Annotated in this window: 24 protein-coding genes and 1 riboswitch; of the genes, 6 read left to right on the top strand and 18 right to left on the bottom strand. The window is 62.7% G+C overall.

Annotated features, from left to right (window positions below; all coding sequences use genetic code 11):
* Window positions 1-2 precede the first annotated feature (2 nt).
* From AC6I99_RS07670 to AC6I99_RS07640, 7 genes are all read right to left on the bottom strand, one after another.
* Window positions 3-1,319 carry a deoxyguanosinetriphosphate triphosphohydrolase gene (locus AC6I99_RS07670; protein ID WP_224092138.1) on the bottom strand — a complete coding sequence of 439 codons (1,317 nt, stop codon included), beginning with the start codon at window positions 1,317-1,319 and terminating at the stop codon, window positions 3-5.
* Window positions 1,320-1,383: 64 nt separating this feature from the next.
* Window positions 1,384-2,565, bottom strand: coding sequence for a tRNA dihydrouridine synthase DusB (gene dusB / locus AC6I99_RS07665; RefSeq protein WP_497945498.1), 1,182 nt, complete (start codon window positions 2,563-2,565; stop codon window positions 1,384-1,386).
* A gap of 42 nt (window positions 2,566-2,607) precedes the next feature.
* A complete protein-coding gene (locus AC6I99_RS07660; protein WP_497960710.1) occupies window positions 2,608-4,080 on the bottom strand; it encodes a YibE/F family protein in 1,473 nt (490 codons plus the stop codon).
* A gap of 54 nt (window positions 4,081-4,134) precedes the next feature.
* Complete coding sequence (locus AC6I99_RS07655) at window positions 4,135-5,508, bottom strand: FAD-binding oxidoreductase (RefSeq protein WP_497945500.1); 1,374 nt, start codon at window positions 5,506-5,508, stop codon at window positions 4,135-4,137.
* Window positions 5,509-5,721: 213 nt separating this feature from the next.
* Window positions 5,722-6,684, bottom strand: a complete 963-nt coding sequence (locus AC6I99_RS07650; RefSeq protein ID WP_497945501.1) for a GNAT family N-acetyltransferase — start codon at window positions 6,682-6,684, stop codon at window positions 5,722-5,724.
* A gap of 2 nt (window positions 6,685-6,686) precedes the next feature.
* Window positions 6,687-8,072: a glycine--tRNA ligase gene (locus tag AC6I99_RS07645; RefSeq protein WP_216925355.1), complete on the bottom strand. Its 1,386-nt coding sequence runs from the start codon at window positions 8,070-8,072 to the stop codon at window positions 6,687-6,689.
* Between the two features lie 137 nt (window positions 8,073-8,209).
* Window positions 8,210-9,214, bottom strand: coding sequence for a DMT family transporter (locus AC6I99_RS07640; protein WP_497945502.1), 1,005 nt, complete (start codon window positions 9,212-9,214; stop codon window positions 8,210-8,212).
* Window positions 9,215-9,237: 23 nt separating this feature from the next.
* Between AC6I99_RS07640 and AC6I99_RS07635 the strand changes: the two genes are divergently transcribed.
* Window positions 9,238-9,465, top strand: a complete 228-nt coding sequence (locus AC6I99_RS07635) for an RNA-binding S4 domain-containing protein (RefSeq protein WP_224092129.1) — start codon at window positions 9,238-9,240, stop codon at window positions 9,463-9,465.
* Between the two features lie 67 nt (window positions 9,466-9,532).
* Here the strand turns inward: AC6I99_RS07635 and AC6I99_RS07630 are convergent, their stop codons facing one another.
* Window positions 9,533-10,183, bottom strand: coding sequence for an alpha/beta hydrolase (locus AC6I99_RS07630; protein WP_497945503.1), 651 nt, complete (start codon window positions 10,181-10,183; stop codon window positions 9,533-9,535).
* A gap of 68 nt (window positions 10,184-10,251) precedes the next feature.
* On the opposite strand from AC6I99_RS07630, the gene AC6I99_RS07625 reads away from it, so the two are divergent.
* From AC6I99_RS07625 to AC6I99_RS07615, 3 genes are read left to right on the top strand one after another with little or no spacing between them, the layout of a single operon-like run.
* Window positions 10,252-11,097: an SGNH/GDSL hydrolase family protein gene (locus AC6I99_RS07625; protein ID WP_224092127.1), complete on the top strand. Its 846-nt coding sequence runs from the start codon at window positions 10,252-10,254 to the stop codon at window positions 11,095-11,097.
* Window positions 11,098-11,126: 29 nt separating this feature from the next.
* The gene (locus tag AC6I99_RS07620) at window positions 11,127-12,362 is read left to right on the top strand and encodes a winged helix DNA-binding domain-containing protein (RefSeq protein ID WP_497945504.1); all 1,236 of its coding nucleotides are present in this window, start codon (window positions 11,127-11,129) and stop codon (window positions 12,360-12,362) included.
* A 43-nt stretch (window positions 12,363-12,405) separates the two neighbouring features.
* Complete coding sequence (locus tag AC6I99_RS07615) at window positions 12,406-12,807, top strand: hypothetical protein (protein WP_497945505.1); 402 nt, start codon at window positions 12,406-12,408, stop codon at window positions 12,805-12,807.
* Window positions 12,808-12,813: 6 nt separating this feature from the next.
* Here the strand turns inward: AC6I99_RS07615 and metX are convergent, their stop codons facing one another.
* Both metX and AC6I99_RS07605 read right to left on the bottom strand, forming a co-directional pair.
* On the bottom strand, window positions 12,814-13,935 hold the full coding sequence (gene metX, locus AC6I99_RS07610) for a homoserine O-acetyltransferase MetX (RefSeq protein WP_224092107.1): 1,122 nt from the start codon (window positions 13,933-13,935) through the stop codon (window positions 12,814-12,816).
* A 14-nt stretch (window positions 13,936-13,949) separates the two neighbouring features.
* Window positions 13,950-14,064, bottom strand: a riboswitch (SAM riboswitch).
* Between the two features lie 151 nt (window positions 14,065-14,215).
* Entirely contained in the window at window positions 14,216-15,571 is a 1,356-nt protein-coding gene (locus AC6I99_RS07605) for a bifunctional o-acetylhomoserine/o-acetylserine sulfhydrylase (protein ID WP_497947158.1), read from the bottom strand.
* A 187-nt stretch (window positions 15,572-15,758) separates the two neighbouring features.
* On the opposite strand from AC6I99_RS07605, the gene AC6I99_RS07600 reads away from it, so the two are divergent.
* A complete protein-coding gene (locus AC6I99_RS07600) occupies window positions 15,759-16,397 on the top strand; it encodes a VOC family protein (protein WP_216925364.1) in 639 nt (212 codons plus the stop codon).
* A 177-nt stretch (window positions 16,398-16,574) separates the two neighbouring features.
* Here AC6I99_RS07600 and AC6I99_RS07595 read toward each other — a convergent pair whose 3' ends face one another.
* Window positions 16,575-17,342: a CPBP family intramembrane glutamic endopeptidase gene (locus tag AC6I99_RS07595; protein ID WP_497945506.1), complete on the bottom strand. Its 768-nt coding sequence runs from the start codon at window positions 17,340-17,342 to the stop codon at window positions 16,575-16,577.
* A gap of 112 nt (window positions 17,343-17,454) precedes the next feature.
* Between AC6I99_RS07595 and AC6I99_RS07590 the strand changes: the two genes are divergently transcribed.
* Entirely contained in the window at window positions 17,455-18,111 is a 657-nt protein-coding gene (locus tag AC6I99_RS07590) for a histidine phosphatase family protein (RefSeq protein ID WP_309927761.1), read from the top strand.
* 41 nt (window positions 18,112-18,152) lie between these two features.
* On the opposite strand, the gene AC6I99_RS07585 is transcribed toward AC6I99_RS07590, so the two are convergent.
* The 7 genes from AC6I99_RS07585 to AC6I99_RS07555 form a co-directional block, all read right to left on the bottom strand.
* Window positions 18,153-18,944: a DeoR/GlpR family DNA-binding transcription regulator gene (locus AC6I99_RS07585; protein ID WP_224092101.1), complete on the bottom strand. Its 792-nt coding sequence runs from the start codon at window positions 18,942-18,944 to the stop codon at window positions 18,153-18,155.
* A 23-nt stretch (window positions 18,945-18,967) separates the two neighbouring features.
* On the bottom strand, window positions 18,968-19,822 hold the full coding sequence (locus AC6I99_RS07580) for a class II fructose-bisphosphate aldolase (protein WP_497945507.1): 855 nt from the start codon (window positions 19,820-19,822) through the stop codon (window positions 18,968-18,970).
* Window positions 19,804-20,805, bottom strand: coding sequence for a 1-phosphofructokinase family hexose kinase (locus AC6I99_RS07575; protein WP_497945508.1), 1,002 nt, complete (start codon window positions 20,803-20,805; stop codon window positions 19,804-19,806). The genes AC6I99_RS07580 and AC6I99_RS07575 overlap by 19 nt, the downstream gene beginning before the upstream one ends.
* The gene (locus AC6I99_RS07570) at window positions 20,802-21,737 is read right to left on the bottom strand and encodes an ROK family protein (protein WP_497945509.1); all 936 of its coding nucleotides are present in this window, start codon (window positions 21,735-21,737) and stop codon (window positions 20,802-20,804) included. The genes AC6I99_RS07575 and AC6I99_RS07570 overlap by 4 nt, the downstream gene beginning before the upstream one ends.
* Window positions 21,738-21,745: 8 nt before the next feature.
* Entirely contained in the window at window positions 21,746-22,663 is a 918-nt protein-coding gene (locus tag AC6I99_RS07565) for an SIS domain-containing protein (RefSeq protein WP_224092089.1), read from the bottom strand.
* A gap of 202 nt (window positions 22,664-22,865) precedes the next feature.
* Complete coding sequence (locus AC6I99_RS07560) at window positions 22,866-24,347, bottom strand: TrkH family potassium uptake protein (RefSeq protein ID WP_497945510.1); 1,482 nt, start codon at window positions 24,345-24,347, stop codon at window positions 22,866-22,868.
* A complete protein-coding gene (locus tag AC6I99_RS07555; protein WP_497960709.1) occupies window positions 24,337-26,322 on the bottom strand; it encodes an APC family permease in 1,986 nt (661 codons plus the stop codon). Before AC6I99_RS07555 ends, AC6I99_RS07560 begins: the two co-directional genes overlap by 11 nt.
* Window positions 26,323-26,405 lie beyond the last annotated feature (83 nt).

Raw genomic sequence — 26,405 nt, 5'->3', positions numbered from 1 at the left:
TGCTACCAGAGCGACGGCAGGCTCCCCACCAGGCGCTCGTACATGGCCAGCGCGGAACCATCCGTCAAAGACGCCACCTGGTCAATCACTACCCGCAGCCGGGCGCCGTCATCGGCAGCGTCACGCCAGTCAGCAGCGAACATCGGCTCGAGGTGGCGGTCGCCCGTGGCATTCAGCACGCCCACGAGCGCGTGCAGGACTTCACGCTGGCGTTCGTAGACGGGCTGGCGGTGGTCCGTGGAAATGACGAATGTAGTAGCCAGGCCCTTCAGGACCGCGATTTCGGTCACGGTGTCCTCCGGGACCATCAGCTCGGCGCCATAGCGGGTCAGGTTGGCAGGGCCGAAATGGTCCCTGGTGGTTTCCATGGCGCTTTGGCAGAACCGGCCGATGAGCTGGCTGGTCATGTCTTTCAGCGCGGCCATGGATTTCCGGCTCCCGTCAGCCTCGCGGACCCACACTTTGGTGGCTTCCAGCCGGGCAAGGGCAGCATCGATGTCAGCAGGATCGTTGTGTGGGAGGTACCACTGCTTGGTGTAGCCCACAACGCGGGCACGGTGGTCCGGATTCTCCATCCACTTCAGTTGGAAGTGGCCTGCGACGATTGCGTCCTCGACGTCGTGGACCGAGTAGGAAATATCGTCCGCGAGGTCCATCACCTGGGCCTCAATGCAGGAGCGGTTACCCGGAGCGCCCTCACGCAGCCATTCGAACACGGGAAGATCGTCCTCATACGCGCCAAACTTGCTGGTGCGGTGGCCATGGATGACGGGGGCGTCGACGGCGGACCACGGGTACTTGGACGCAGCATCCAGGCTGGCGCGGGTCAGGTTGAGCCCGGCGGGCCTGCCGTCCTCGGCAAGGACTTTCGGTTCCAGGCGCGTCAACAACCTCAGCGTCTGCGCGTTGCCTTCGAAGCCGCCAATAGTATGTGCTACTTCGTTGAGTGCTGACTCACCATTGTGGCCGAAGGGTGGATGGCCAAGGTCATGGCTCAGGCATGCGGTATCCACAACGTCCGGGTCGCAGCCCAGTGAACGGCCAAGTTCGCGGCCTACCTGGGCAACCTCCAGGCTGTGCGTCAGCCTGGTGCGAACGAAATCGTCCGTGTCCGGAGCAACAACCTGCGTTTTCGCGCCGAGCCGCCGCAGGGCCGAGGAATGCAGGACCCGTGCCCTGTCGCGTTCAAAGTCGGAGCGGTAGTTGGTTTTTCGCGGCTCTTCCACCCACCGCGCAGAATCCGCTTCGGTGTAGCCCGGAATTGCCTGCACGTAGTCGTGCGGCGTTCCGGTGCGGCCCAGCATCGCTTCGGTTCCCATGGGTATCTGCCTCCTTCAAGCGCCGTTGTGTGGTGCCTCTTGAGCCAGTCTTACACGTGTGAAGCTAGCCTCCTGACACGTCCAGCTCTGCTGCGGAGATTTCGGCACTCTGTTCCGCGTTCAGCTGACGGCTCATGAGCCAATCCTTGGGCAGCGCAGGCTTCTTCGGTGATCCGGCACGGCCGCGCGGGCCCTCGGAATCGACGCCCGGATACGGCAAATCCATGTCCAGTTCATCAAGGAGTCCGCGCAGGACCTCCAGGGTGGGAACGGTGGCCAGCTTGGCGCGAAGCTCCCCGCCAACTATGTAACCCTTGAAGTACCAGGCCATGTGCTTACGGATTTCCCGCAGTGCCTTGTACTCATCGTTACCGAAGGTCTCCACCATGAGCTCTGCGTGACGGTAGACGCCTTCGGCGACCTCCCGCAGCCCCGGACGGTGCCGCTGATCGCTGCCTTCGAACGCCGCCTGCAGGTCACCGAACAGCCACGGGCGTCCCTGGCAACCACGGCCTACCACCACGCCGTCCACACCGGTTTCCCGGACCATACGGACAGCGTCCTCTGCGGACCAGATGTCACCGTTTCCCAGCACCGGAATGTCAGGCAGCGCCTCACGAAGGCGGGCAATTGCGGACCAGTCAGCCTGGCCGGAATAGAACTGGGCGGCGGTGCGGCCGTGAAGGGCGACGGCGGCCACTCCCGCATCGCGGGCGATCCGTCCGGCGTCGAGGTACGTCAGGTGGTCCTCGTCAATGCCCTTGCGCATCTTGATGGTGAGCGGGATGCCACCCTTGGAGGCTTCCTTCACCGCGGTCTGCACTATAGACGTGAACAGATCGATCTTCCATGGCAGCGCGGAACCACCACCGCGGCGGGTGACCTTGGGCACCGGGCAGCCGAAGTTGAGGTCAATGTGGTCAGCCCGGTCTTCCTCGACGAGCATGCGGACAGCCGCGCCGACCGTTACGGGGTCAACACCATAGAGCTGCACGGAACGGACTTTCTCGTCCTCATCATGGGAGATGATGCGCAACGATTCCGGGGTCCGTTCCACCAGCGCACGCGAGGTAACCATCTCGGCCACGTACAGGCCACCACCGTATTCACGGCAGAGCCTGCGGAAGGCCGAGTTGGTGATGCCCGCCATGGGGGCAAGGATCACGGGAGTGTCCACGGTGATCCCACCGAGCTGCAAAGGCGGAAGCTCAAGCTTTGGGGCAGGGGGCGTTGCTACTACAGTCACCCATCCATTGTTGCAAATCAGGGCAAATCGACCCTTTGCGCCCTACGGAATCGGTTTTTCCCCGTCGCCCCGGCGCTCCGCCTCACGCTGGGCACGGCGGCTCCCCGGGCGGGCAGGCTTGCCGGCCGCGCGGGAAGACCGGCCGCCGTCGAGCGTTTCGGCCCTGCCGGAACCCACGACGGCGGCCGGAGCAGCGAGCGTACCGGTATCGTCCACGTCCTCCGGATTCACGGACAGCGCGGGCGCAGGGACGGCACCCTTCACGCCTGTGGCCTTGACCACCAGGACGGCTATCAGCGTGGTAACAGGGATGGCGAGCACCAGTCCGATGGAGCCGACCAATGTCCGGATGACTTCCTCGGACAACTCCGCACTGGTCAGGGCCTCGGCAAGTGGGCGGTCGTAAAGCATCACAATGATCAGGATCGGAAGGGCGGCACCAGCGTACGCGAAGGCAATCGTGTAAACCGTGGAGGCGATGTGGTCCCGGCCAATCCGCATGGCCGAGGAGAATAGCTTCCGGGCGCTGGTGTTCGGGGCCAGTTCGTAAAGTTCCCACACGGCAGATGACTGGGTAATGGTGACATCGTTGAGGACGCCGAGGCCTGAGATGATCAGGCCGCACAAGATGATGCCGGAGATTGAAATCTTGTCCGACATATTTATCAGCGTTGCAGCGTCATGGTCACCGACGCCTGCAAGGTTGGCAGCATCCGTGGCCCACGCCGCCAACAGCGCTGTGATGCCCAACCCGAAGATGGTTCCCAGCAGGGCCGTGGACGTCCTCGCCGAGAAACCGTGGGCGAAGTACAGGACCCCGATCATGATCACCGTGGAACCCACCAAAGCCAGCATGAGTGGCGGCTTCCCCTCCACAAGCCCCGGAAGGATAAAACTGACCAGCACCGCATAAGCGCCAACCAGGCCAAGGAGTGCCCGGAAGCCGCGCCAGCGGGCCACAGCGATCACTACCACCGCATAGAGCACGGCCAGCAGCGCAATCGGCAGGCTCCGCACGAAATCCACAAAAACGTACGACGGCGAGCCGTTGGCCTGCGCCGCGCCCTGGACACCGGAAAGGTTCAGATAGCGGATCGAATCCCCCACATTCACGCCATGGGATTTAGCGACGTCGGGGTTGATCACCACCTTGACGGCTTCCCCGCCCTTGTCCGGCTGCGTGAAGGCGAAAGTGCAGTCGGATCCGCCGGACTGGCCTGGATCGGTTTGGCCTGCACCGGTTTGTCCGGTTTGTGTGCAGCTTTCCTGCACCACGCTCTGGATCTTTCCGGTATCGAAAGTCACCCCCGGGGCAGCCTGGTAGGGACTCGCGAAGGAGATTCCCTCCCGGCTGCCCGAGGGCCACATGACCATCATGGCAATGACAGTGAGCACCCCAAGTGGAACCAGCACCGCAGCCAGGAGCCAGTTGGCGCGCTTCCGGGACGCAATCGCCTGCGGGGTTGGCTCGGAACTTTCAGAATGACCGTGACCGTGGGAGTGTCCGTGACCCATCAGCTGCAAAACCTCATGGTTTCAAGCCTAGCGGGGTCAAACGCAAACCCTTCCTCAGGCTGGCTTGATGTTCTGGTTCACGTGGAAAAGGTTGCCGGGATCGTACTTGCTCTTGACCTGCACCAGGCGATCCCAATTGGGGCCGTAATTGTCAGTGACCCGGTTCTGGTCTTCAGCGTCCATGAAGTTGATGTACCCGCCCAGCGCCGAGTGCGGTGCAAGGGCCGCCGCATACCCTCGCGCCCAGGCGATGTTGGCTTCGTTGTCCGTGGGTTCCATCCATTGGGCCGCAATGACGGGCGCAAACTTCATGTCACGGTGCGCAAAGGCTGTGTCATGGACGCCAACGCGTGAGACGGCGCCGTCGATGGGGTAAATATGGACAGACGTATTGACGCTCGTGACCGTCGCGCCATGTTCGGCATGGGCTTGGATGGCGCCGTCGTTGAGCTCGGGGAGGAAGTTCGCCTTCCAGTAGCCCTGCATTCCTTTCTGGTTGAGCGCGTCGAAGGCAACGTTCAGGGCTGGGTACGGCATGGGAGCTACCAGTGAGCCCGCAACAGGGGCTGCGTCCAGGAACGGCTGCCACCGCGCTTCGCCTTCTCCCAAATCCCCCGTCCACATCCCAACCACCACACAGACGGGCTTGCCGTGCCACTCTTCGGGTAGGAACGGGACTGGCGGGCCCTGATGGAATCCCAGGAAAGCGCCGAACTCTTCGGGCGCGTTCGCGATGTAATCGCGGTAGAAGCGGGCGACTGTGTCCGTATGTTCTGCGCCGTAGAGGATGACTCCGGCATGGACCATATCAACAGGATGGAGTTTGAACTCGAACGAGGTCACCACGCCAAAGTTGCCGCCACCGCCCCGGAGCGCCCAGAACAGGTCCTCGTTCTGGTCCTCGCTGGCCACCAGGAACTTTCCATCAGCCGTGACCACATCGGCTGAAACGAGGTTGTCGCAGGAGAGACCGTACTTTCGGGCAAGGTAGCCTATTCCCCCGCCCAGGGTCAGTCCCGCAACTCCCGTGGATCCGACGATCCCGCCAGTGGTCGCCAATCCGAAGGCGTGCGTTGCGTGGTTGAAGTCAGCCCAGGTGGTGCCGCCTTCGGCCCGCGCAGTGGCGGTCTCCGGGTCCACCCGGACCCCGGTTCGGTTGACGAAGTCCAGCACCAGGGCGTCATCCGCCGTTCCATATCCAGGAGCACTGTGTCCGCCGCCCCGAATGGCCAGGGGCATGGAATTCTCCCGTGCGAAGTTCACCCCCGCAATCACATCCGCAACTTGGGCCACCCGGACGATGCCCGCCGGACGTTTGTCGACCATGGCGTTAAAGACTGCCCGTGCCGAATCATATTCAGGGTCTTCGGGAGTGATGAGCTGTCCGCGCAGCTGATCCCGCAGCCCGTCCAAGGTCGTTCCGTTCATTGTTGTTACCGCCGATTCAGAGGAGACCGGAGCTATTCCACAGACGCCGCTTCCCTCCGAGTGTGCCGGCGCGTGGCTTACGTCGCCTTCCTACTCCTGCGCCATGGCCGAGTCAAGACTTTTCCACCACGAATGCGGGCTGAGCTTAAAGCGAGGATCCCGCCCTGCCCATCGGCGATGGGCAGGGCGGGATCCGGACATGAAAGTACGTGGTCAGTCGCTCACGATCAGTGTGTCAGCGCCACGAACGTGGGCCTTGCCCGACTCCAGCAAAGGTGCCAGAACGCTGCGCAGCGCCGTCATGGATTCGTCCACTTCCAACAGCACGGGGTGCTGGTACGCAATAAGCGCCAGAAGATCCCGTACGGCAGCTTCGGCGTCGTCGGCGGACAGCTTGGGATCGTGACCCAGGAAGACATCCGAGGGCTCCTCGGAGTTCCCCTGGGCGTAGCTGATGGCGAAGGCCTGGATCTTTCCTTTTCGGCTGGCCGGCACTCCCCCGCCAAAGGCGCTTGCCTTCGGAGCACGAAGCACAATGGCTCCGTGCGCCCCGGTGAGATCGTGCAGGAAGAGCCGCTGCACCGTAGCAATGCTGAGCTCGCCCGGGCTGTCCCAGTGATGGACAGCTGAGTAGTAGCGGCCCACCACTTCGCTGAGTTCCACGGATCCGGTGGCGAGGTCCTCCACGCGCTCCGAGGCAGCTTCCTCGGAACCGTCGCCGAACCGCGGGAGCTTCAGCGGCTCAGGCTCCACTACTACCAACTGGGAACGCTGGATGGGTCCCAGGCGTGCGGCTTCGGCGAAAGCAGCCCCCGGGGTGCCCGGTTCAACCTTGCTGCGGAGCTTGGAAACGCCCGACGGCGAGTTCCCGGCTTCGCGGCGCAGCATGGTCAGCAGGGTGGCACCGACGCCGTTCCGGCGATGGTCCTTGGCAACCTCGATGTAAGCCCAGAGACGTTCCGGGTGCAGGGACGCTTCGTGAACCACGCCGGCCGCAACGGGGATGCGAACGCCGTCAACGACGTCTTCGGCAACGATGCAGCGGCGCCAAGGCTGGTTGCTCGAAGGCGCCAAAGCAGCACGGAACTGTTCTGCAGGGAGGGTCTCCGGGCCGCCCCAGATTTCCAGGAGGGCGAGGTCGTCGCCTTCCTTCCACTCGCGGTATTCCAAGGCCACGGTTAGGCGCCGATCAGTCGTGCTGCCAGGTAAGCCTCAACCTTGTCCAGGGACACGCGTTCCTGGCTCATGGTGTCGCGCTCACGGATGGTCACGGCCTGGTCTTCGAGGGTATCGAAGTCCACGGTGATGCAGAACGGAGTACCGATCTCGTCCTGGCGACGGTAACGGCGGCCGATGGCGCCGGCGTCGTCGAAGTCGATGTTCCAGTTCTTGCGCAGCTGGGTGCCCAGCGCCTTTGCCTTCGGGGACAGGTCCTCGTTGCGGCTCAGGGGCAGGACAGCGGCCTTGACCGGGGCAAGCCGCGGGTCCAGCTTCAGGACCGTACGGACGTCGACGCCGCCCTTGGCGTTGGGTGCCTCGTCTTCGGTGTAGGCGTCAATCAGGAACGCCATGAAGGAGCGGGTCAACCCGGCAGCCGGCTCGATCACGTATGGGGTGTAGCGCTCATTGGTGGCCTGGTTGAAGTAGCTCAGGTCCGTCCCGGAAGCCTTGGCGTGCGTGGAGAGGTCGAAGTCCGTGCGGTTCGCGATACCCTCGAGCTCGCCCCACTCGGAGCCTTGGAAACCGAAGCGGTACTCGATGTCCGTGGTGCCCTTGGAGTAGTGGCTCAGCTTCTCAAGCGGGTGCTCAAAGAAGCGGAGGTTTTCTTCACGGATGCCCAGGCTGGTGTACCAGGACATGCGCTCCTTCATCCAGTACTGGTGCCATTCCTCATCCGTGCCGGGCTCGACGAAGAATTCCATCTCCATCTGTTCGAACTCGCGGGTACGGAAGATGAAGTTGCCCGGCGTGATCTCGTTGCGGAAGGACTTGCCGATCTGGCCAATGCCGAACGGTGGCTTCTTCCGGGACGTGGTGAGGACATTGTTGAAGTTCACGAAGATGCCCTGGGCCGTTTCCGGACGCAGGTAGTGCATGCCCTCATCGTTGGCCACCGGGCCAAGGAAGGTCTTCAGGAGGCCGGAAAATTCCTGCGGCTCCGTCCATTGGCCGCGGGTGCCACAGTTGGCACAGGCAATGTCCTTCAAGCCGTTCTCGGCGGGGCGGCCCTTCTTTTCCTCGTACTCTTCCTCAAGGTGGTCGGCACGGTAGCGCTTGTGGCAGGAGAGGCATTCCACCAGGGGGTCCGAGAACACCTCGACGTGGCCGGAGGCTTCCCAGACCTGGCGGGGCAGGATGACCGAGGAGTCCAGGCCTACGACGTCTTCGCGGCCGCGGACCATGCTCTGCCACCACTGGCGCTTGATGTTTTCCTTCAGTTCCGCACCAAGGGGTCCGTAATCCCACGCCGAACGGGAACCACCATAGATTTCACCGGCCTGGAAGACAAAGCCCCTCCGCTTGGAGAGGGAAATGACCTGGTCAAGGACGGATTTTGCTGCCATGGGTACTCCATTTGTTCTACAGGGCCGCTGGGTGCGGTCCGCGGTGGTTGCCCCGGATTCCGAACGAGGTTGTCCGGCGGGGTGGGCTGGGGAATTGGTGCGGATAATAACTGTGCAGAAAAGCTGCGTGTCCTAGCCTACCGGCCTTTGCCCGGGACCTTTCGTGCGAATGCTCCCCTGGGCCAGGGCAGCGTGGCCACGACGATCGCCGCGAGCGTCAATACCGTACCCAACACCGTGGGCAAGGCGACCACCGCACCGGGACTGGGGATCACGACGTCGAGCACTAAAGAACCCACCAGCTGCCCGGCGATCATGCCCAGACCGGTGACCAGCACGCCGAGGCTTCGGACCAGGAGCGCCGCAAGCCCAATGAAAAGGCAGCCCATGGGGCCGCCCAGGTAGAACCACCATTCACCCGGAAGCGGGTTGCCCGCGCCTGCCACGGAAAGCTTGATCAGCCAGGCAATCCAGAGGATGACGGCACCGGCGATGAAGTTGACCAGCGTGGCTGCGACAGGGGTCCCGTAGTGAACAGTGGCGGTTCCGTTCATGGCTTGCTGGAAACTCATGAGAAACCCTGCAGCCAGTGGCAACAGTACGGGCAGCACCAGGGAGGCGATGTCGGTATTGCCCCCGAACCGCGGGGAAACAGCCCACGCAACGGCGGCGACCGTCAGCACACTGCCCAGGATCCGCACTCCGGTAATGGACCGTTTGCCGCCGGGACCTATGCCCATTCGGTCCACAAGGAGGCCGCTCAGGGTCTGCCCGGTGACCACCGCCACAGTGAACAGCGCAACCCCCAGCAGGCCCACAGTGAATGTTTGCGCGATGACGAAGAGGGCGCCGATCCCACCGGCCATGACGTAGAAGCGGGGAAAGCTACGGCTGCGGACCGCCGGGACGATGCGCCGAAGGCCTGCCCTGCCTTTGGGTGTGGCGAGGGAAATGGCCGCAATGAGGACGAGGCCTGTGGTGAAGCTCACCACAGCTGCGGCGATGCCATCGTTCAACCGGGCCCCGAGGGCCCCGTTGATCCTTCCTTGAAGCGGAATGACCAAGCCAGTTGCTACTGCAACAGGGAGGCCAATGGCGAGCGGAAGGGTGGAACGACGGGAAGACTGCGGCACTGACACCACACTACGTCAGGCATCATTGCTTTATGAGCAACCCGGAAATCGAAGAGGTCCCCATCCGCGACGACATGATCCGCCTCGGGCAGCTGCTGAAGCTGGCCAACCTGGTGGAGGACGGCGTGGAGGCCACCGAGCTCATTAAGAATGGCTTGGTGAAGGTCAACGACGAGATCGACGAACGCCGGGGCCGCCAGCTGCACGCCGGCGACACCGTCACCGTCAACGGCCAGACCGTAAGGATTATCTCCGCCTGAAGCAACGCGGGGTCACTTAAAGCCCATGGTGACGCCATTTATGGGCCGTAAGTGACCCCGCGTTGCATTAAGATGCGAGGACTTTGTGCGTCAGGAATTCGCCTACGTGGCCGATTTCCTGCTGATTAATGCCATGCCACATGCCTGTGTAGAGCACCTTGGTGAGGTCCACGTGCTTGCGCACCCACCCCATGGTGTATTCGATCTTGTCCGGAGTAATGACAGGGTCCTGCTGGTCGCGGCCCCAGAACATCGGCGAGGTGCCGTCCAGTTCGGCATCGCGGAAGGCGGGGTCATCGCCGGCGTCCACCACGAAACCCGAAAGCCCGACGACGGCAGCGAAGTCCGCGGGACGGTACCGGAGCATGGTGGTCGCCATGGCCATGCCCATGGAGAAGCCGAGCAGCGTCACTGAAGAATGATTGGCTTTGACCGTATCCAACCATTCAAGGGCGTACTCCGCGGCAAGCTTTACTGCTTCCAGCGAATAGTCGATTGACGCAGTGAGCGGGAACCAGGTGAAGCCGGGGCCCATGGGCATTGGCGCCCGCAGGGAAGCCACCACAAAGCCCTCGGGAAGCAGGCCCGCGAGGCTGAAGAGATCGTCTTCATTGGAGCCGTAGCCGTGCAGCAGCACCAGAAGCGGCTTGCCCTCCCGTTCAGCTTCTTCATGGGACCACAGGACAACGGGCGCGGGGAATGCAACGGCTTCAGTCATGGGTCTATTCTTGCAGTTACTGATGAGTAACAACCTACGGTGGCGTAGGTTCGCAGGTTCAAGGCAGGATGGAAAGCGTGAGTGACGTCAATTCATTGGTGAAGCCGGGCGAACCGGTTCAAACACACCCTTGGAGCCGTTACGTGGCACTGGGGGATTCGTTCACGGAAGGCATCGGCGATCCGGAGCCCCGGAACCCCGGCGGCTTCCGGGGATGGGCTGACCGTGTAGCGGAGGAACTGGGCCGCGGTCATGAGGATTTCGCTTATGCCAACCTTGCTATCCGTGGGCGGCTGCTGCAGCAGATCGTGGATGAACAAATTGGCCCTTGCCTGGAACTCCAGCCGGACCTTGTCTCGATTTCGGCTGGCGGCAATGACCTCATCCGGCCCGGTGGCGACCCGGACCTCTTGGCGGAGAAGCTGGACGCTGCTGTTCAGGAACTGGCCTCCGGTGGGGCGACTGTGGTGCTGTTCAACGGACCGGACACTGCATCCTCGGTGTTGGGCCGCATCCGTGGCAAGGTGGCCATCTACAACGAAAACCTGAGGACTGTAGCTGCACGGCACGATGCCATCATCGCGGACATGTGGTCCCTGAGGCAGTTGGCCGATCCGCGGATGTGGGACGAAGACCGCCTGCACTTCTCACCTCTGGGACACCACACCATCGCGATGATGGTCCTTGAAGCGCTGAACGTCCAGCACACCCTCGAGCCCCTGGTGCCCAAGCCCCTGCCGGTCCGCACCTGGCGCGAGGCCCGATCCTCGGATCTGGTGTGGGCCCGCGAGTACTTTGTTCCGTGGGTTATCCGCAGGTTGCGGCATCGATCCTCCGGCGACGGCATCACCCCCAAACGCCCGACGCCGGGACCGGTCTTCGGCCCCAACGGCACCATGCTGCCGCGCGGCTGAGCTGATGCGACTGCGGCCGGGAGGATTCGATGCAGCCTAACAATGTTGTCCCCCTGCGCCTTCGCCGTCAGCAGCTGCGGGCTCCCTACGGCGAAAACGTTGATGATGTTCTGCGCAACCTCCTGGCGGTGCAGTCGCAGGAATTTCCGTATGCCAGGTGGAGCCTCGCCCAGAGGGCGGTCGGGAGCACTGCCCAGAGGGCGGTCGGGAGCACTGCCCAGAGGGCGGTCGGGAGAACTGCCCAGAGGGCGGTCGGGAGCACTGCCCAAAGGGCGGTCGGGAGCACTGCCGATGAGGTGGAGCAGGCGGTGGCTGATGGCAGGATCCTCCGGACGCATATCCTGCGGCCGACGTGGCATTTTGTGCACCGTGACGACCTCGGCTGGTTGATGGGTTTGTCTGCAGATCGCCTTCATCAAGGCAACAAGGGCATGTACCGGCAGGCGGGAGTTGATGAGCACGCAGCCGCCCGCAGCGGGCACATCCTTGCCGAAGCGGTGGCCGGTGGAGCCCACAAAACACGCGAAGAACTAGCCGGAATTCTGGAAAAGGCGGGGCTCCCCGGCAAAGGCCTTGGCTTCGTTTACCACCTCATGCACGCCGAGATCAGCAAAATCCTGGTGAGCGGCAGCCCGGTCCGTTCTGCAGGGGGTGCACTGAAACAGACATACGCCTTGTTCGAGGAACGTGTGCCCGACGGCAATATGTCCCTGACGGAGGACGGCGACCGCGAATGGGCCTTGGGCCAGCTGGCCCTGCGGTACTTCAGCAGCCGGGGACCTGCCACCATCAAGGACTGTGCCGCGTGGTCCGGACTGACCATCAAGGATGTACGGCTTGGCTTGCAGGTAGCTGAAGAGTCCGTTCCGGGCGCGTTGGCAACTGTGGCGGTGGACGGCTTGGACTTCTACTTGCCAGCAGAAGATGTGGAGGCACTTGCAGCGACTCCCCCACCAGGTGACGATGGGCCAGGACTTCCCCGTGTCGATCTCATCCAGTGCTACGACGAGTACGTGATGGGCTATTCACAATCGAGGCATTACCTCGGCGGCAGGGCGCCCTATTTCCCCGAGGGCGATGCTCCAATTCACGTGGTGTTGCTGGATGGCAGGTTGACCGGATGGTGGCGCCACAGCTTCTCGGATGGGATCTGCGAACTCGACATCAGAATGAACAGGCCACTCACAACAGCCGAACAACAAGCCTTGGAGGCAGAAGTGGAACGCTACGGGAAGTTCCTGGGCATGGAGACAAAGCTGGTGTGAAACTGCGGGACTAAGCTGGGTTAAGACCTAGGAGGCCTGCACCGTGAACAATCTGATCTTCTGGATCATCGTCTGCTCGTGGCTGATTCCCATGGGGATACGCATGTACAACAAGTCCCGGGCGCGGCGGCTCCAGGACCGCAATTTCCCGGGCCCGAATTATCCGGGCCCCGGCTATCCCCCGCAGAATCTTCCGGGACCGGGTTACCCGCAGCCGAATTATCCGGGCTATCCCACGCAGCCCACCACCATCCGCCCTGCCGATGCCCCACCGCCGCCAGGACCGGCGTCGAACGCTTCTTCACCTACGTTTCCGAGCCACAGCGGCTCTGAGCAGCAAGGCTTCCGCGCGCGCAAGCTGGCCGAACTGGACCTCAAGTTCAGCAACGGCGAAATTGCCATGGAGGATTACATGAAGCAGCGCGGCGACATCATGAACGGCTGAGCCGGCTTAGGCGAAGAAGGCCTCGCGAAGCTGCTTCGATAGTTGCCCGATTTCGGTGAGGAAGCCATCGTGGCCGATGGGGGCCTCGATCACGTGGACAGGCACATTGCCTGGCAGGTTTTGCGCCAGTTCCACTGACTGGGCCGGAAAATAGAGGCGGTCGGAATCGACGGCTGCCACAAAGAATTCAGCAGTGGCCGCGGCCAAGGCTTCCTTCAAGGTGCCCCGGCCCCGTCTGATGTCGTGGGACATCAGCGCCTCGGTGATGGCGATGTAACTGTTCGCATCGAACCGGCGCACCAGCTTGGTGCCTTGGTGATCGAGGTAGCTTTCCACCTGGTAGCGGCCACGCTCCCCCAGGACCGCAGCGGCCAGGGGCGTCTCCTGGTGCTGGGCTTCCCGGCCGAAGCGGACATCAAGCTCCAGCGCTGACCGGTACGTGATGTGCGCTATCCGTCGGGCCAGGGCAAGGCCTGCCTCAGGAGTTGGTCCACCGTAGTAATCGCCGTTGTTGAAGTTCGGGTCCTGGCGGATGGCGAGCGTCTGCGACTGGGCGAAAGCGATTTGCTCGGCTGTGCTGTAGGCGCCCACAGAAATAACCGCGCACCGCTGAACACGCTCAGGGAAGGTGACCGCCCACTCAAGTGCCCGCGCCCCACCCATGGAACCGCCAAGGACTGCGTGCCATGCCTTGATCCCCAAAGCATCAGCGAGCCGGGCTTCAGCCACCGTGCTGTCGCGCAACGTGATCAGCGGGAAGCGGGATCCCCAGGGCCGTCCGTCCGGCGCCTCTGACGATGGGCCCGTGCTACCGTAACAGCCGCCCACAATGTTGATGGAGATAACGAAGAACCGGTTGGTGTCGATCGTCGCGCCGGGACCAACGAGTTGCTCCCACCAGCCTTCCTCATCAGTTGCACCGCGGGCCACATGCGTGCTGCCCGTCAGTGCGTGCTGAACCAGGACTGCGTTGGACGCATCCGCATTCAACTGCCCCCAGGTTTCGTAGGCAAGCACAACATCCGGGAGAAAACCGCCGGCTTCAAGTTCCAGCGAACCTACGCCGGCGTACTTGACCGTCCCGTCTTCTTTGCCCGGTTTGGGGGGTGCTGTAGCAGTAATGGTCATTCCTTTGACACCTAACCTCGCGCTTGCCTGCCGCCTTGCGTGCGACAGGCCAGGTCTTCACCCGGGGCACCCCACCGCGGAGGAGGGTTGCCGGCCAGCAAGCCGGGGCTGTCGCTGGCACTCATGACCTAATACGTAGAGTCTAGGAAAAATACCGCTGTCTTGGCGAAGAATGTGACAGCTGTGTGACGGTTTGGCGCCGCTTCGTTCAGGAACACGCACCGCGAAGGGCCGCCCGGCGAATTTTCGACGGCGGGCGGCCGCTCTCCCAGCAGCGCGATTAAGCGCCTTTGGCAGCCCGGAAACCGGCCTCCAGATCAGCAATAATGTCGTCCACGTGCTCTATTCCCACAGAGAGGCGGACGAGGCCTGGATTCACGCCCGCAACCAGCTGCTGTTCGACCGTGAGCTGGCTGTGGGTAGTCGACGCCGGGTGGATAACCAGCGAGCGGACGTCACCGATGTTGGCAACATGGGAGTGCAACTCCAGGCCGTCGACGAATCGCTTGCCGGCCTCGACGCCACCCTTGATGTTGAATGCCACCACTGCACCGGTACCCCTCGGCCCGTACTTACGGCCGCGGTCGTACCAAGGGCTGGACGGCAGGCCCGCGAAGGCAACCGATTCGACGTCGTCATGGGCTTCCAGCCATTCAGCCACTTTGGTGGCGTTCGAGACGTGACGCTCGACGCGCAGGCTCAGGGTTTCCAGGCCCTGGGCGATGAGGAAGGCGTTGAACGGGGAAACCGCCGAACCCAGATCGCGCAGCAACTGCACGCGCGCCTTGAGAATGTAGGAGAGGTTGGCTCCGAGCGCGCCATCCTTGCCAAGGTCCCGGGCGTAAACGAGTCCGTTGTAGCTGGGGTCCGGAGTATTGAATCCGGGGAAGCGCTCCGGGTCCTTGCCGAAATCAAAGTTTCCGGAGTCCACGATCACGCCGGCGATCGCCGCGCCGTGGCCGCCCAGATACTTGGTAGCCGAGTGCACCACGATGTCCGCACCCCACTCGATGGGACGGATGAGGTAGGGGGTTGAGAGCGTGTTATCCACGATGAGCGGCACGCCAGCCTCGTGCGCGGCGCGTGAAACACCCTCGATGTCCAGGACGTCCTGGCGCGGATTGGACACAACCTCGCCGAAGAACAGCTTGGTGTTGGGCTGCACGGCGTCCCGCCACTGGTCCAGGTTGTCCGGATCCTCCACGAACGTCACGGAGATGCCGAACTTCTTCAGAGTGTGCGCCAGCAGGTTGTAGGTGCCACCGTAGAGGCTGGGGCTCGCGACGACATGGTCTCCGGCCTCGGCAATGTTCAGGATAGCGAAGGTTTCCGCGGCCTGTCCTGAGCTAAGGAGCAACGCGCCCAGCCCGCCTTCGAGGCTGGCGATCCGCTGCTCCACGGCGTCTTGTGTTGGGTTGCCGATACGCGTGTAGATCGGGGCGAGCTCGGCCAGTGCAAAGCGGTTGGCTGCGCTCTCTGCGCTCGGGAAAACGAAGGACGTGGTCTGGTAGATCGGAAGCGACCGCGCCCCCGTGGCAGCGTCGGGCTCCTGCCCTGCGTGGATCTGGCGGGTTTCGAAAGACCATCCTTGGGACATTGGGTTCTCCTCTTCGTGGCGCGCGGGTTTGCCGTTGATCGCTGTAGGCGTGGGCTGGGGCCAGTCTAGGAAGCGCCCGGGTACTTGGACAGCATTGTGACGAAGGCAGTATTTTTCAGTCTTTACGCGACCCGGCGTGAAGCGTTCCAGCGGCGCACAATAACATCCCATGTTAGTAAGGCTTCCCTTAGCTGAGACCCCGATCACAAAGTGCCAAGATGAAGCCATGCGCATGGATCACGTCTCTTACGCTTGTGAACGAGATGGCCTTTTGGCCACCACCGAACGAATTTCCGCAGCTCTGGGAGTGGACGCAGTCCGGGGCGGAGTGCACCCGCGCTTCGGTACCCGGAACATGATCATTCCCTTGGCGGATAACAAATACCTGGAAGTCGTAGAGGTCCTGGACCACCCTGCTTCCGACAAGGCACCCTTTGGCCAGGCAGTCCGCGCACGCTCGGCGGCTGGCGGCGGTTGGATGGGCTGGTGCGTCGCCGTTGACGACCTCGCCCCCTTCGAGGAACGCCTCGGCCGGTCCGCAGTTCCGGGCAACCGCAAGTTCCCGGATGGCCGCGAACTCGTATGGCAGCAGATCGGCATTCTCGGCTTGATCGCCGATCCCCAGGTGCCTTACCTGCTCAAGTGGGAGGGCGATCCCTCACTGCACCCGTCCAAGGTCTATGAGAGTGACGTCAAGATGTCCAGCCTCACCATTGCAGGCTCGGCGGAGCGCGTTACCGAATGGCTGGGCGAGCCCGTCGAGAAGCCGCTTGAGGACGTCGCTGTCCAGTGGATGGCCCCGCACGGTACGCCTGGCATCATGTCCGTCACTTTCGAAACCGCATCCGGCGCCGTCACTATCTGACGCACACCTTCCCTGGGGCCTGGTCCCCTCCAGTCCAGCATGTTGGGTCACAGGTCCAGTGTGTCCGGTCAAGCTTCGGCCGCCATCAGCGGGTGCCAACGACGTCACCCACCGATGGCGGCCGAATTTCTCTTTAAGGGTCCCCTGGCTTTAAGGGTCCCCTGGCTTCAAGGCTGTCTAGCCCAGGCCTATCGCCTTGCCGAAGAGGCTGAAGCCAACGAACGCGACGATGTCCAGCAGCGCATGCGCAATGACCAAAGGCATCACCCGCTTCGTCTTGGTATAGATCCCGGCGAAGACCAAGCCCATGGCGAAGTTGCCGATGAACGGCCCGAAGCCTTGATACAAGTGGTAGCTGCCGCGAAGGGCCGCGCTCACGACAATGGCCAGCGGCGTGCTCCAACCGAATTTTCCGAAACGGTCCATGAGGTATCCCACGACGATCACTTCCTCAACGATCGCGTGGCGAATCGCGGAGAGAATCAACACAGGCACTGTCCACCAGTAAGCCTCCAGGCCGCTGGGCACAATGGCGGTGGTGATACCCAGGGCACGGCCGGCCGCGTACAAGCCAAGTGACGGGATGCCAATGACTGCTGCGAGTCCCAATCCGTGCAAAAGGTCCTTGCCGGGGCGTGCGAAGTTGAACCCCAGCCGGGCAAAGCCACTTGCGCCTTCCCGCCCACCCTGGGCATGCGATGACAGGAAATAGAACACCAGGACCACCGGCACCAAAGCGAAGACAATGTCCAGTAGTTGATACGTGAGGTCGAAGTACTCGCGGGTGCTTTGGGACCTGTTAAGAGTGGAGGTTGCCTCGGACAGCGGCGCCCGCGTCATCTTGTCCAGGAGCTGCACCACGGAATACACAGCTGATTGGCCCAAAGACAGGCCCAGTACGATAAGTACTTCGGCGCGCAGGCGGCGGCGGGAAGCAAGGAGCATGTACCTATCTTGCCTGCAGTTCCTGCCACTTTGCCGTGAACTGTGCACGTTCCCGCTCCATCCGTAGGCAGACCCTATGCTTGGTGGGATGAGTGCCCCAGGGAGAATCTTCATGATCCGGCACGGCCAGTCCGCCGCCAATGCCGACACGTCAATCTACAACCGTGTGCCGGACTACCGCATTCCGCTGACCGAACGTGGAATTGAACAGGCGCGGATAGCTGGTGAGGCCCTCCGGCAGAAGCTCGACGGCGAGCAGGTCTGCGTTTATGTGTCCCCCTATTTGCGGGCATACCAGACTCTTGAGGCGTTGGACCTGGGACCGCTGATCGAGCGCGTCATCGAAGAACCTAGGCTGCGTGAGCAGGACTGGGCCAATTTTCAGATTGCCGGGGAGATCGAGGACCAGAAGGAGTTGCGCAACCTTTACGGCCACTTCTTCTACAGGTTCCGCGAAGGCGAGTCAGGCTCGGACGTCTACGACCGCGTGTCCTCATTCATGGAGACCCTTTACCGCCATTGGGAAAAGCCGACGTATGCCCCAAATACCCTCATGGTCACCCACGGTCTGACCATGAGGCTGTTCTGCATGCGCTGGTTCCACTGGACTGTTGAGTATTTCGAATCGCTGAACAACCCGGACAATGCCGAACTCCGAACGTTGGTAAGGACCGACGACGGCCAGTACAGCCTGGACAAACCGTTCAGCCAGTGGGTGCCACGGGATGTTGACGATTCAGTGCTTCACGCGCCGAGAATGCGTTTCTAGCGGGAACGGTTAGTTGCGGGAACGGTGGGTTGCAGGACCGGTTAGTTGGCAGGTGCGACGATAACTTCCGTGCCCTTGGCTTCAAACGCGGCCTTATCTTCAGCGCTGATCCCGGCGTCCGTGATGAGGTGCCGGAAGTCATACCCTGCCATGGCCGCAAAGGAGCGGCGGCCTACTTTCGAGGAGTCAGCCACCACGTAGGATTCGGTGGCCCGGCGCGCCATGACGGTGTTCACCATTGCTTCGCCTTCATCGGTGATCGTGGGGCCGAGGTCCGGGTCAACACCGTTGACCCCGATGAACGCAATGTCCAGGGCAACCTTCTGCATGATCACGTCGGTGTAGGGCCCCACGAGCTCGTAGGAACGCGGATTCAGGATGCCCCCGGTAACCATGATCTTGATGTTCGGACGAACGGCGAGCTGCGAGGCAATGTTGATCGCGTTGGTCACCACCGTGAGGGTGGGCCTGTTGGACGGTGCGTTGAGGTCCTCACGGGTGGACAACAGCTGCGCCAGCGCCGTGTTGGTGGTTCCCCCGCTCAAGCCGATCACGGCTCCGGGGCGGATCAGGGCCGATGCCGCCTGGGCGATCTCCTGCTTGGCCAGGGCGTGGTCGTCACGGTTATAGCGGCCCGGGAGATCGTATGCAACGGATCCGGTGGTGGCGCCACCGCGGGTACGGCTCAGCAGGCGTTGTTTCGCAAGGCTGTCCAGGTCCCGGCGTGCCGTGGCCGGTGACACGCCAAGCCGCGTCACGATGTCCTCGACTTCCACATGGCCGGATTCGGCCAGGAGGTCAAGGATGGCGGTCAGCCGATCGGTGCGGGTCATGACGAGCCTTTCGCGGGGTCTGGCTATTTCGCTTTGGCGAACAGCGTGAGCATACGTGCGGATTCCAGCGCCAGTGCGTCCCGGCCGGCCTTGATGTACTTCCGGGAATCCACCACTGCGGGGTTGGCATCGAGGTACTCACGGACGGCACGGGTGAAGAACCCGTTCAAATGTGTGGATACGTTGATCTTAGTCATACCTGCCCCGATTGCGGCTACGAGCATGTCGTCTGTGACGCCTGAAGAGCCGTGCAGGACCAGTGGTTTTCCGACCGCAGACTTCAGCCGCGTGATCAAGTGCAGGTCCAATGCAGCGCTGCGTTCGGTCATGGCGTGGGAGGATCCAACGGCGACGGCGAGCGCATCTACACCCGTTGCTTCAACAAACGCCTGCGCCTCCGCGGGGTCGGTACGGACACCGGGTGCATGGGCGCCGTCCTTGCCTCCCACTTTGCCGAGTTCGGCCTCCACGTAAACGCCTCGCTCGTGGGCGTAACGGGCTACCCGTTGTGTGACTTCGACGTTCCATTCGTAGGGCAAGTGCGCGCCGTCGAACATCACGGAGCCAAAGCCCAGGTCCACGGCCGCGATGGCGAGGTCCTCGGATTCGGCATGGTCCAGGTGAACCGCGACGGGCACTGATGCTTCACGGGCGATCGCCAAAGCCGCCACCGCGATCGGTTCCAGTCCACCGTGGTATTTCGCGCAGTTTTCCGAAATCTGCAGGATCAGTGGAACTCCCGCTGTCTCGGCACCCGTCACCAGTCCCTCCGCCGTTTCCACATGGATGACATTGAACGCGCCTTGGCCCGTACCGTTGGCCGCGGCCTTGTCCATCAATTCCCGCGTGCTGACAAGGGTCACCGGGTCTCCTTCCATGTCACGATGAGTTGTTCTTCAAGTTCCTGGTACCTCGGCGAAATCTCGCCTGCTGCAGGCATGAGCACTGCCGCGGCGGACCAGGCTGTGGCCCGGCGCAGAATCTCGCGGGGTTCCGTAATGCCTTCGGCGAGGGCGACGGCGGCAGCCGCCACACCGGCGTCGCCCGCCCCTGTGGGGTTGCCGCTTAGGGGCCCGGGGAGGTGGGCACTCCAGTACCCGCCGGGCGATGCGTGGTCGAAGGCGAGCATTCCCTCCGCACCGGCGCTGACAAGGACCGTCCGGGCGCCCATGGCAATCAGCGAGAGCGCGGCGGCTTCCACACTCGCCTCCCCCGTGGCTTCCGCGAGCTCGTGGTGATTGGGTTTCAGGACATCGGCACCCGCCTGGGCTGCGGTGATGATTCCGGGTCCCGAGGTGTCAAGGATGGCCGGGATGCCGGCGTCGTGTGCCAGCTTCACCAGGGACGGGTAGAAATCGGCGGGTGCATCCGGCGGCAGGCTGCCGGACCCCACCAGCACAGCGGCCGGACCTTCTCCGTCATCGCCGTGCAGGGCTTTCACGACGGCGGCGGTCAGCGAGCGCCAATCGTCCGGCAGGAGTGCCTGGCCCTCCTCGTTGAAAATGGAGGTTTCGCCGGCGAGGGAGTCCACGAGCGCGATGCTGCGGCGTGTCTCGGCGGCGACAGACACCAGCGCATGTGGCACCCCGCTCGTCCAAAGTTCAGCGGCCAGGGTCTGGCCCGCGGCTCCTCCGGTAGGAGCGATGGCCAGCACGGGATGGCCTACTTGGTGAACCACCCTGGCAACGTTGAGCCCTTTACCCCCGGCACGGCTGATGGGTGTGGGAACCCTGTGGCTGGCGCCTTCGGTGATTCCGTGGACTGTGTAGGTCATGTCGATGGCCGGATTGGGTGTCACGGTGACAACGCGGGTTCCGGCATTTGGGGACGTGCCGCTGCGGGCCGCGTCGTGACCGGTCATCGCGCACCGTCCAGGAGCGCTCGTGCGTTCAATGCCGCTCCAAGGAGTCCGGCGTCCTGGCCAAGCTGGGCCTGGATGAGGCGTGGGCGTCGTTGGAAGTCCAGGATTTGGTCAACCCGGGCACGGAGCGGCTCGAGAAGGTCCTCGCCCGCTTCGGCCAGGCCTCCCCCGATCACTACCGCTTCTGTGCCGATGATGTTCACGCACTGGCAGATCGTGAAGGCCAGGGCGTCCACGGCGTCTGCCCACACACGGGCAGCCACGGCATCTCCCTTTTGGGACCGGAGCAGGACGTCGCGGGCACCGTCCACGGCATTCCCCGACTTCCTGCTGTACCGTTTGGCGATGGCGCCTGCCGAACCCACGGCCTCGAGGATGGTGGCCCCTGTTGCCTCAGTTCCGGCGTCGGGGTCCGGTACCTGGGCGTGGCCGAGTTCGCCGGCGAAACCACCGGCGGTGACGGCCACACCACCGGAGAAGACTGCCGCGGCGATTCCAGTGCCCACCACCATGACCACGACGTCGTTGAACTCCTTGGATCCGCCGAAAGCGTGTTCCACGGCAGCGGCGGAGCGCACATCGTGATCGAACGCCACGGGAAGCCCCAGCCTCTTCTCGGCCTCAGCAGTGAACGGGAAGTTACGCCACCCGAGGTTCGCGGAGTAGATTCCGATTCCTCCTACGGAATCCACGATGCCAGGGACGATGACGCCCGCTGCTTTGGCCGGGATGTGCGGAAACTCGGATGCGAGCTCATCAGCGAGCCCTGCGAGCCTGTCCAGCACCGCTTCCCCTGGGTGCGCTGGATCAAGGGGCGTGGGTACCCGGCGCATGCCCAGGACGTTTCCGAAGGCATCCACGAGTCCGGCCTTGACGTCTGTACCGCCAACGTCGAAGGCCAGGACCGCTGATTCTGCCTGCCCAAGAACCATGACGGGGCCTAGGCGGAGGGGTCGAGAATGACGGAGCGCGTCAGGTTACGGGGCAGGTCCGGGTTCAGGCCACGGACGCGCGCACGTTCCAGGGTCACTTTGTGGACGCGGGCCAGTTCGGCCAGCGGGTGCTTGTCCGTGTGGATGTAAAGGGCGCCGGTAGCGGCCATGTCCTTGTCAAGGCCTTCAGGCTGTGCGCCGAACAGCCAGGTCACGCGTCCTGGCGCAGCGATGGAGATGGGACCATGGCGGTATTCCATGGCCGGGTAGGACTCGGTCCAGCCCTGCACGGCTTCGCGCATCTTAAGTCCTGCCTCGTGGGCCAGGCCAACCGTCCATCCGGTACCGAGGAAGGTGAATTGCTCAGCATCCAGGAGTTCCTGCGGCACGGGACCTGTCACTGCGTCCCTTGCGTCTTCGATAGCTTGCTTCAGGTCAATGCCAAGGCTGGCGAGCAAGTACACCAGTGCCGAGGTTGCGAAGCGGGTTTGCACCACGGATCGCTCATCTGCGTACGGGAGTCCGATCACGGTATCGGCCAGGTGAACGATTGGAGACGCCGTATCGCCAATGATGGCGACAGTGGGGACGATGCCCTTCAGCCCCGTCAGGATCTCCAGCACCTCAGTGGTGGTGCCGGACCGCGTAATGGCCACAACGGCGTCGTACTGGCGATCCGCACTGTTGCTGTTCAGGAAAGCCTCCGACGCCGCAAAGGCATCCGTCACGCCTTTGCCCGCGGATTCACGGGCGGCTGCATAGCTCTGGGCCATGAACCAGGAGGTGCCACAGCCGATGACGGCGATCCGCTGACCGTCGGCGGGAAGCAACTTCTCAGCACCGGCCTGGTCGATGGCCCGCTGCCAGACATCGGGCTGTGATACCAGCTCTTCTTCCATGAAGGCGCCCAGTGTGTTCTCGCTCATCGTGTGTTTCGCTCCTGCTCATCCAGTGACGTTTTATGATCTATAGAAACACTAAACGATCAATTTCGATCTCACAAGGATCATCTACTGGAGTGGATCAGGCAATTGGGCGCGCCAGTAGTCAGAACGCTCGTGCGGTCCGGCGAGCGGAAACAGTGAAGGAAACAGTGAAGCGGAGCAGCGAGCGTCCAGCCTGTCCCTGTTAGCCGATGATCGGCCGTTCTTCGGGCAGGTTGAACAGGCGGGGGCGGGAGGACAGGGCCAGTGCGGAAGCGACCGTGACGGTCCCGATACGGCCCGTAAACATCAGAACCATGAGTACCCACTCAGCCGATGGAGGAAGGTTGTACGTGATTCCTGTGCTCATGCCAACCGTGGCGAACGCCGAGATGGATTCGAACAGGACCTTCTCCAGGCTGTAGTCGGTGAACATGAGCAGCAGCATGGTTCCGGTAATAACCGCACCAATGCCGAGCAGGGCTACCGAAAGGGCCTGCCGAACCGAGGCAGGGCTAATGGACCGGTGGGCGATGGTCACATCGTCCCGGCCGCGGACTTCATTCCAGATGGCGAACGCCAGGAGGAGGAAAGTGGTGATCTTGATTCCACCCGCAGTCCCAGCGCTACCCCCTCCGATGAACATCAGAATGTCGCTGACCATCAGCGTCTCCGGTGAGGCCACCCCGTAGTCGATGCTGTTGAATCCCGCGGTGCGCGGGAACACGCTTCCGGCGAAGGAACCGACGATCTTCCCCGGGAGGGACAGCGGCCCCAGCGTTTCGGCCCGGTTCCATTCGAACGCGGCGAACAAAACGAAGCCGGCAATGAGCAGGAAGACCGTACCGAAGACTGTAAGGCGCAAATGAACCGTCCAGTTACGGACCCGCAGTCCCCCGCCGTTGAGCAAATGGATGAGGACGGGGAAGCCGAGACCACCTGAAATGATGGCCAGGCAGATGGGGACCAGGATGTAAGGATCTTCGCGGAAACTGATCAGGTTGTCGCTGTAGAGCGCGAACCCGGCGTTGTTGAAGGCAGACACTGCGTGGAAGACCCCATGCCATAGCGCAACAGCTGGGTTGGAGTCGTAGGCGAACCAGAACCGGACAGCCAGGACTGCAGCCGTTACCGCCTCAAAAACGACCATGATCCGGGCAACCCGGAACAGCACCGAGCGGACATCCCCGAGATTGAGGGTGTGCGTTTCCGACTGCACAACAAGCTGGCCGCGCAAGCCGATGCTTTTGCGAACCAGCAGGGCCAGCAGGGTCGCGAGGGTCATAATGCCGAACCCGCCAACCTGGATCAATGCCAGAATCACGACATGCCCGAAAGGTGTCCAATAGGTTGCCGTGTCCACGGTAATCAGGCCCGTGACACACGTCGCGGACACGGCGGTGAACAGGGCCGTCATGAGCGTGGCTGGATCAGTGCCGTTGCGTGAGACAGGCAGCATCAGCAGGGCTGCGCCGAGGAGGATGACCGCCAGGAAAGCGAGGGGTACTGAGCGGACTGGGTGCGAAAGGGCGCGCCCAAAGACGTTCTCACGCCGTGTCTGTGGGTCCCGGCGCTTCCACCGCAGGCGTGTGTTGCCGTTCCCAGCCTGGGGTGGTCCAGGGGTCCGGTTCGGCTTGGGTTTAACCGACGGCTTGGGGTTAGCCGACGGCTTGGGGTTAGCCGACATGGATGCCTGGCCGAAGGTCGGGGTCGGGTTCGTTTTCGCGGATGATTTCCCGGACCACAGGAGCGGTGTCGCCGCGGCCCAGCAGCAGGTAGCGCATCAGGTGTGCCAGGGGGTTGCCTTCGGACCATTCGAAATAGGCGTGGGGACGAACGCCTGTGGCGTTGCGGAGAGCCAGGAGGATCGCAGCGATCGCGTTCGGCGCGGCGGGGCTTTGGGCCCGCAGGACGCGGTGACCGGCAACTTCGGCGCCGGTAACGGTGAGGGTATCGCTGAAGCTGGACGGGTCACTAACATCGATTTCGAGGAAGATGACGTCGGCGGAGCCAGGTACCGGGTTCAATTCGCGCTGGTCGGTTTCCTTGGCCGCGTATTCGGCAGCGTCCCGTGCTTGAGGGCGATTGGCAATGAGGTTGAGCCGGCCGTCATAGTCGAGGGAATCTGCGATAAAACGACGCGCATTCTCGTCGAATTGGATTCGATCCACCCGCAACTCGGTCGTCCGGCTGACCCTGGAAACGAGGGACACCACGATGATGCCCAGGATGAAGAAGCCGGAGATGGTGAGTCCGTCAGGTTTCTCAATGACGTTCGCTATCAGGGCGTAAAGCAAAATGAGAGTCAGGACTATGAAGCCGCTGGCGGCCCGCCGTCGTTTTCGGCGAAGGGCGGAGATCGTCACGGCAGCCGATCCGGAAACCATCATGGCGAGGATCCCCGTGGCATAAGCTCCTGCCTGGGCGTTCACGTCTGCTTTGAAGCCGATGGTGATCAGGATGCTTACGGCTGTGTAGACGAGGACGACGGGGCGCACTGCCCGGGTCCAATCGGGAGCCATGCCATAGGACGGAAGATAGCGCGGGACGATGTTGACCAGTCCCGCCATGGCCGATGCCCCGGCAAACCAGAGGATGAGGATACTGCTGATGTCGTATACCGATCCGAATCCTTCACCGAGCCTTTGGTGTGCCAGGTAGGCCAAGGCACGGCCATTTGCTGCCCCGCCTTCCCGGAAAGCTTCTGCGGGTATCAGAACGGTCGTGACGAAGCTGCTGCCGATCAGATAGACGCTCATGATGACAGCAGCGGTCGTAAGGAGTTTGCGGGTGTTCCTGATACGGACGGCGAGCCGTTCCCCGGGTGTCGTACCGTTCGCCGAGACCAGTGGCATCATGCTGACGCCGGTCTCGAATCCTGAAAGGCCCAATACGAGGAGTGGGAAGGCGACAAGGGCAGGCAGGACCAGCCCACCCAAGCCTCCACCGGACGCGGCAGTCAGTGCTTCGGACCAGGAGGACAACAGAGCCGGAGAAGCTGCGATGTCCACGATCCCAACGCCGATGATGATGGCGTTCAGTCCCAAAAACACGGCTACGAGCGGGATCGCCACGGCCACGGCCTCGCTGAAGCCCATCAGGAACACCCCGCCCAGGATCAGGAGGAGAACCACCGTCACGGCGACTGCTTGGCCTTCAAGGAAAGGCGGAAGGAACGGGTTCTCCAGAAGGTGTACTGTTGCGTCGGCCGCGGACAGTGTGATGGTGATGATCCACGATGTCGCAACAAAGCCGAGAAGGACGAGTACGAAAATCTTGCCGCGCCAGAAAGGCAGCAGGTTCTCCAGCATGGCCACGGATCCCTGTCCGTGGGGACTTTCCTTTGCCACCCTTCGGTACATCGGCAGCATGCCCAGCAATGTCAGAGCAACGATTAACAGGGTCGCCAGCGGCGAAAGCGCACCCGCTGCCAGGGCTGCTATGCCGGGTAGGTAGGACAACGTTGAGAAGTAATCGACACCCGTCAGGCACATGACCTTCCACCAGCTTTGTTGGGTGGCATGGTCCTCAACGGATTCAGGACCGACGGGCTGATGGACACGGTGTTCCAACAACCATCGCACCAGCGGATTTCCTGATTGCCGTTTGCGTTCAGGGTTTGGGATGCTGTCCGGAATGTCCTTCCGGGCCGATGTTGTCACTGCCTCGTCTTCCTGTCTGCCGACGTGATCCCGGGGAGCGTAGCACCGGAGAAAACGTGGAAACAGGAAAATCGGGGATCCTT

Source organism: Arthrobacter sp. TmtSoilC77 (genome assembly GCF_059739415.1).
This window is presented reverse-complemented; position numbering and strand designations above follow the sequence as displayed.

Coding starts and splice junctions, on each gene's coding strand:
- AC6I99_RS07560 (WP_497945510.1), bottom strand. CDS start 24,347: ATGTCGGCTAACCCCAAGCCGTCGGCTAACCCCAAGCCGTCGGTTAAA.
- AC6I99_RS07635 (WP_224092129.1), top strand. CDS start 9,238: ATGAGCAACCCGGAAATCGAAGAGGTCCCCATCCGCGACGACATGATC.
- AC6I99_RS07625 (WP_224092127.1), top strand. CDS start 10,252: ATGGAAAGCGTGAGTGACGTCAATTCATTGGTGAAGCCGGGCGAACCG.
- AC6I99_RS07580 (WP_497945507.1), bottom strand. CDS start 19,822: ATGGAAGGAGACCCGGTGACCCTTGTCAGCACGCGGGAATTGATGGAC.
- AC6I99_RS07660 (WP_497960710.1), bottom strand. CDS start 4,080: ATGGGTCACGGACACTCCCACGGTCACGGTCATTCTGAAAGTTCCGAG.
- AC6I99_RS07670 (WP_224092138.1), bottom strand. CDS start 1,319: ATGGGAACCGAAGCGATGCTGGGCCGCACCGGAACGCCGCACGACTAC.
- metX (WP_224092107.1), bottom strand. CDS start 13,935: ATGACCATTACTGCTACAGCACCCCCCAAACCGGGCAAAGAAGACGGG.
- AC6I99_RS07585 (WP_224092101.1), bottom strand. CDS start 18,944: ATGACCCGCACCGATCGGCTGACCGCCATCCTTGACCTCCTGGCCGAA.
- AC6I99_RS07595 (WP_497945506.1), bottom strand. CDS start 17,342: ATGCTCCTTGCTTCCCGCCGCCGCCTGCGCGCCGAAGTACTTATCGTA.
- AC6I99_RS07590 (WP_309927761.1), top strand. CDS start 17,455: ATGATCCGGCACGGCCAGTCCGCCGCCAATGCCGACACGTCAATCTAC.
- AC6I99_RS07630 (WP_497945503.1), bottom strand. CDS start 10,183: ATGACTGAAGCCGTTGCATTCCCCGCGCCCGTTGTCCTGTGGTCCCAT.
- AC6I99_RS07645 (WP_216925355.1), bottom strand. CDS start 8,072: ATGGCAGCAAAATCCGTCCTTGACCAGGTCATTTCCCTCTCCAAGCGG.
- AC6I99_RS07575 (WP_497945508.1), bottom strand. CDS start 20,805: ATGACCGGTCACGACGCGGCCCGCAGCGGCACGTCCCCAAATGCCGGA.
- AC6I99_RS07570 (WP_497945509.1), bottom strand. CDS start 21,737: ATGGTTCTTGGGCAGGCAGAATCAGCGGTCCTGGCCTTCGACGTTGGC.
- AC6I99_RS07600 (WP_216925364.1), top strand. CDS start 15,759: ATGCGCATGGATCACGTCTCTTACGCTTGTGAACGAGATGGCCTTTTG.
- AC6I99_RS07655 (WP_497945500.1), bottom strand. CDS start 5,508: ATGAACGGAACGACCTTGGACGGGCTGCGGGATCAGCTGCGCGGACAG.
- AC6I99_RS07620 (WP_497945504.1), top strand. CDS start 11,127: ATGCAGCCTAACAATGTTGTCCCCCTGCGCCTTCGCCGTCAGCAGCTG.
- AC6I99_RS07565 (WP_224092089.1), bottom strand. CDS start 22,663: ATGAGCGAGAACACACTGGGCGCCTTCATGGAAGAAGAGCTGGTATCA.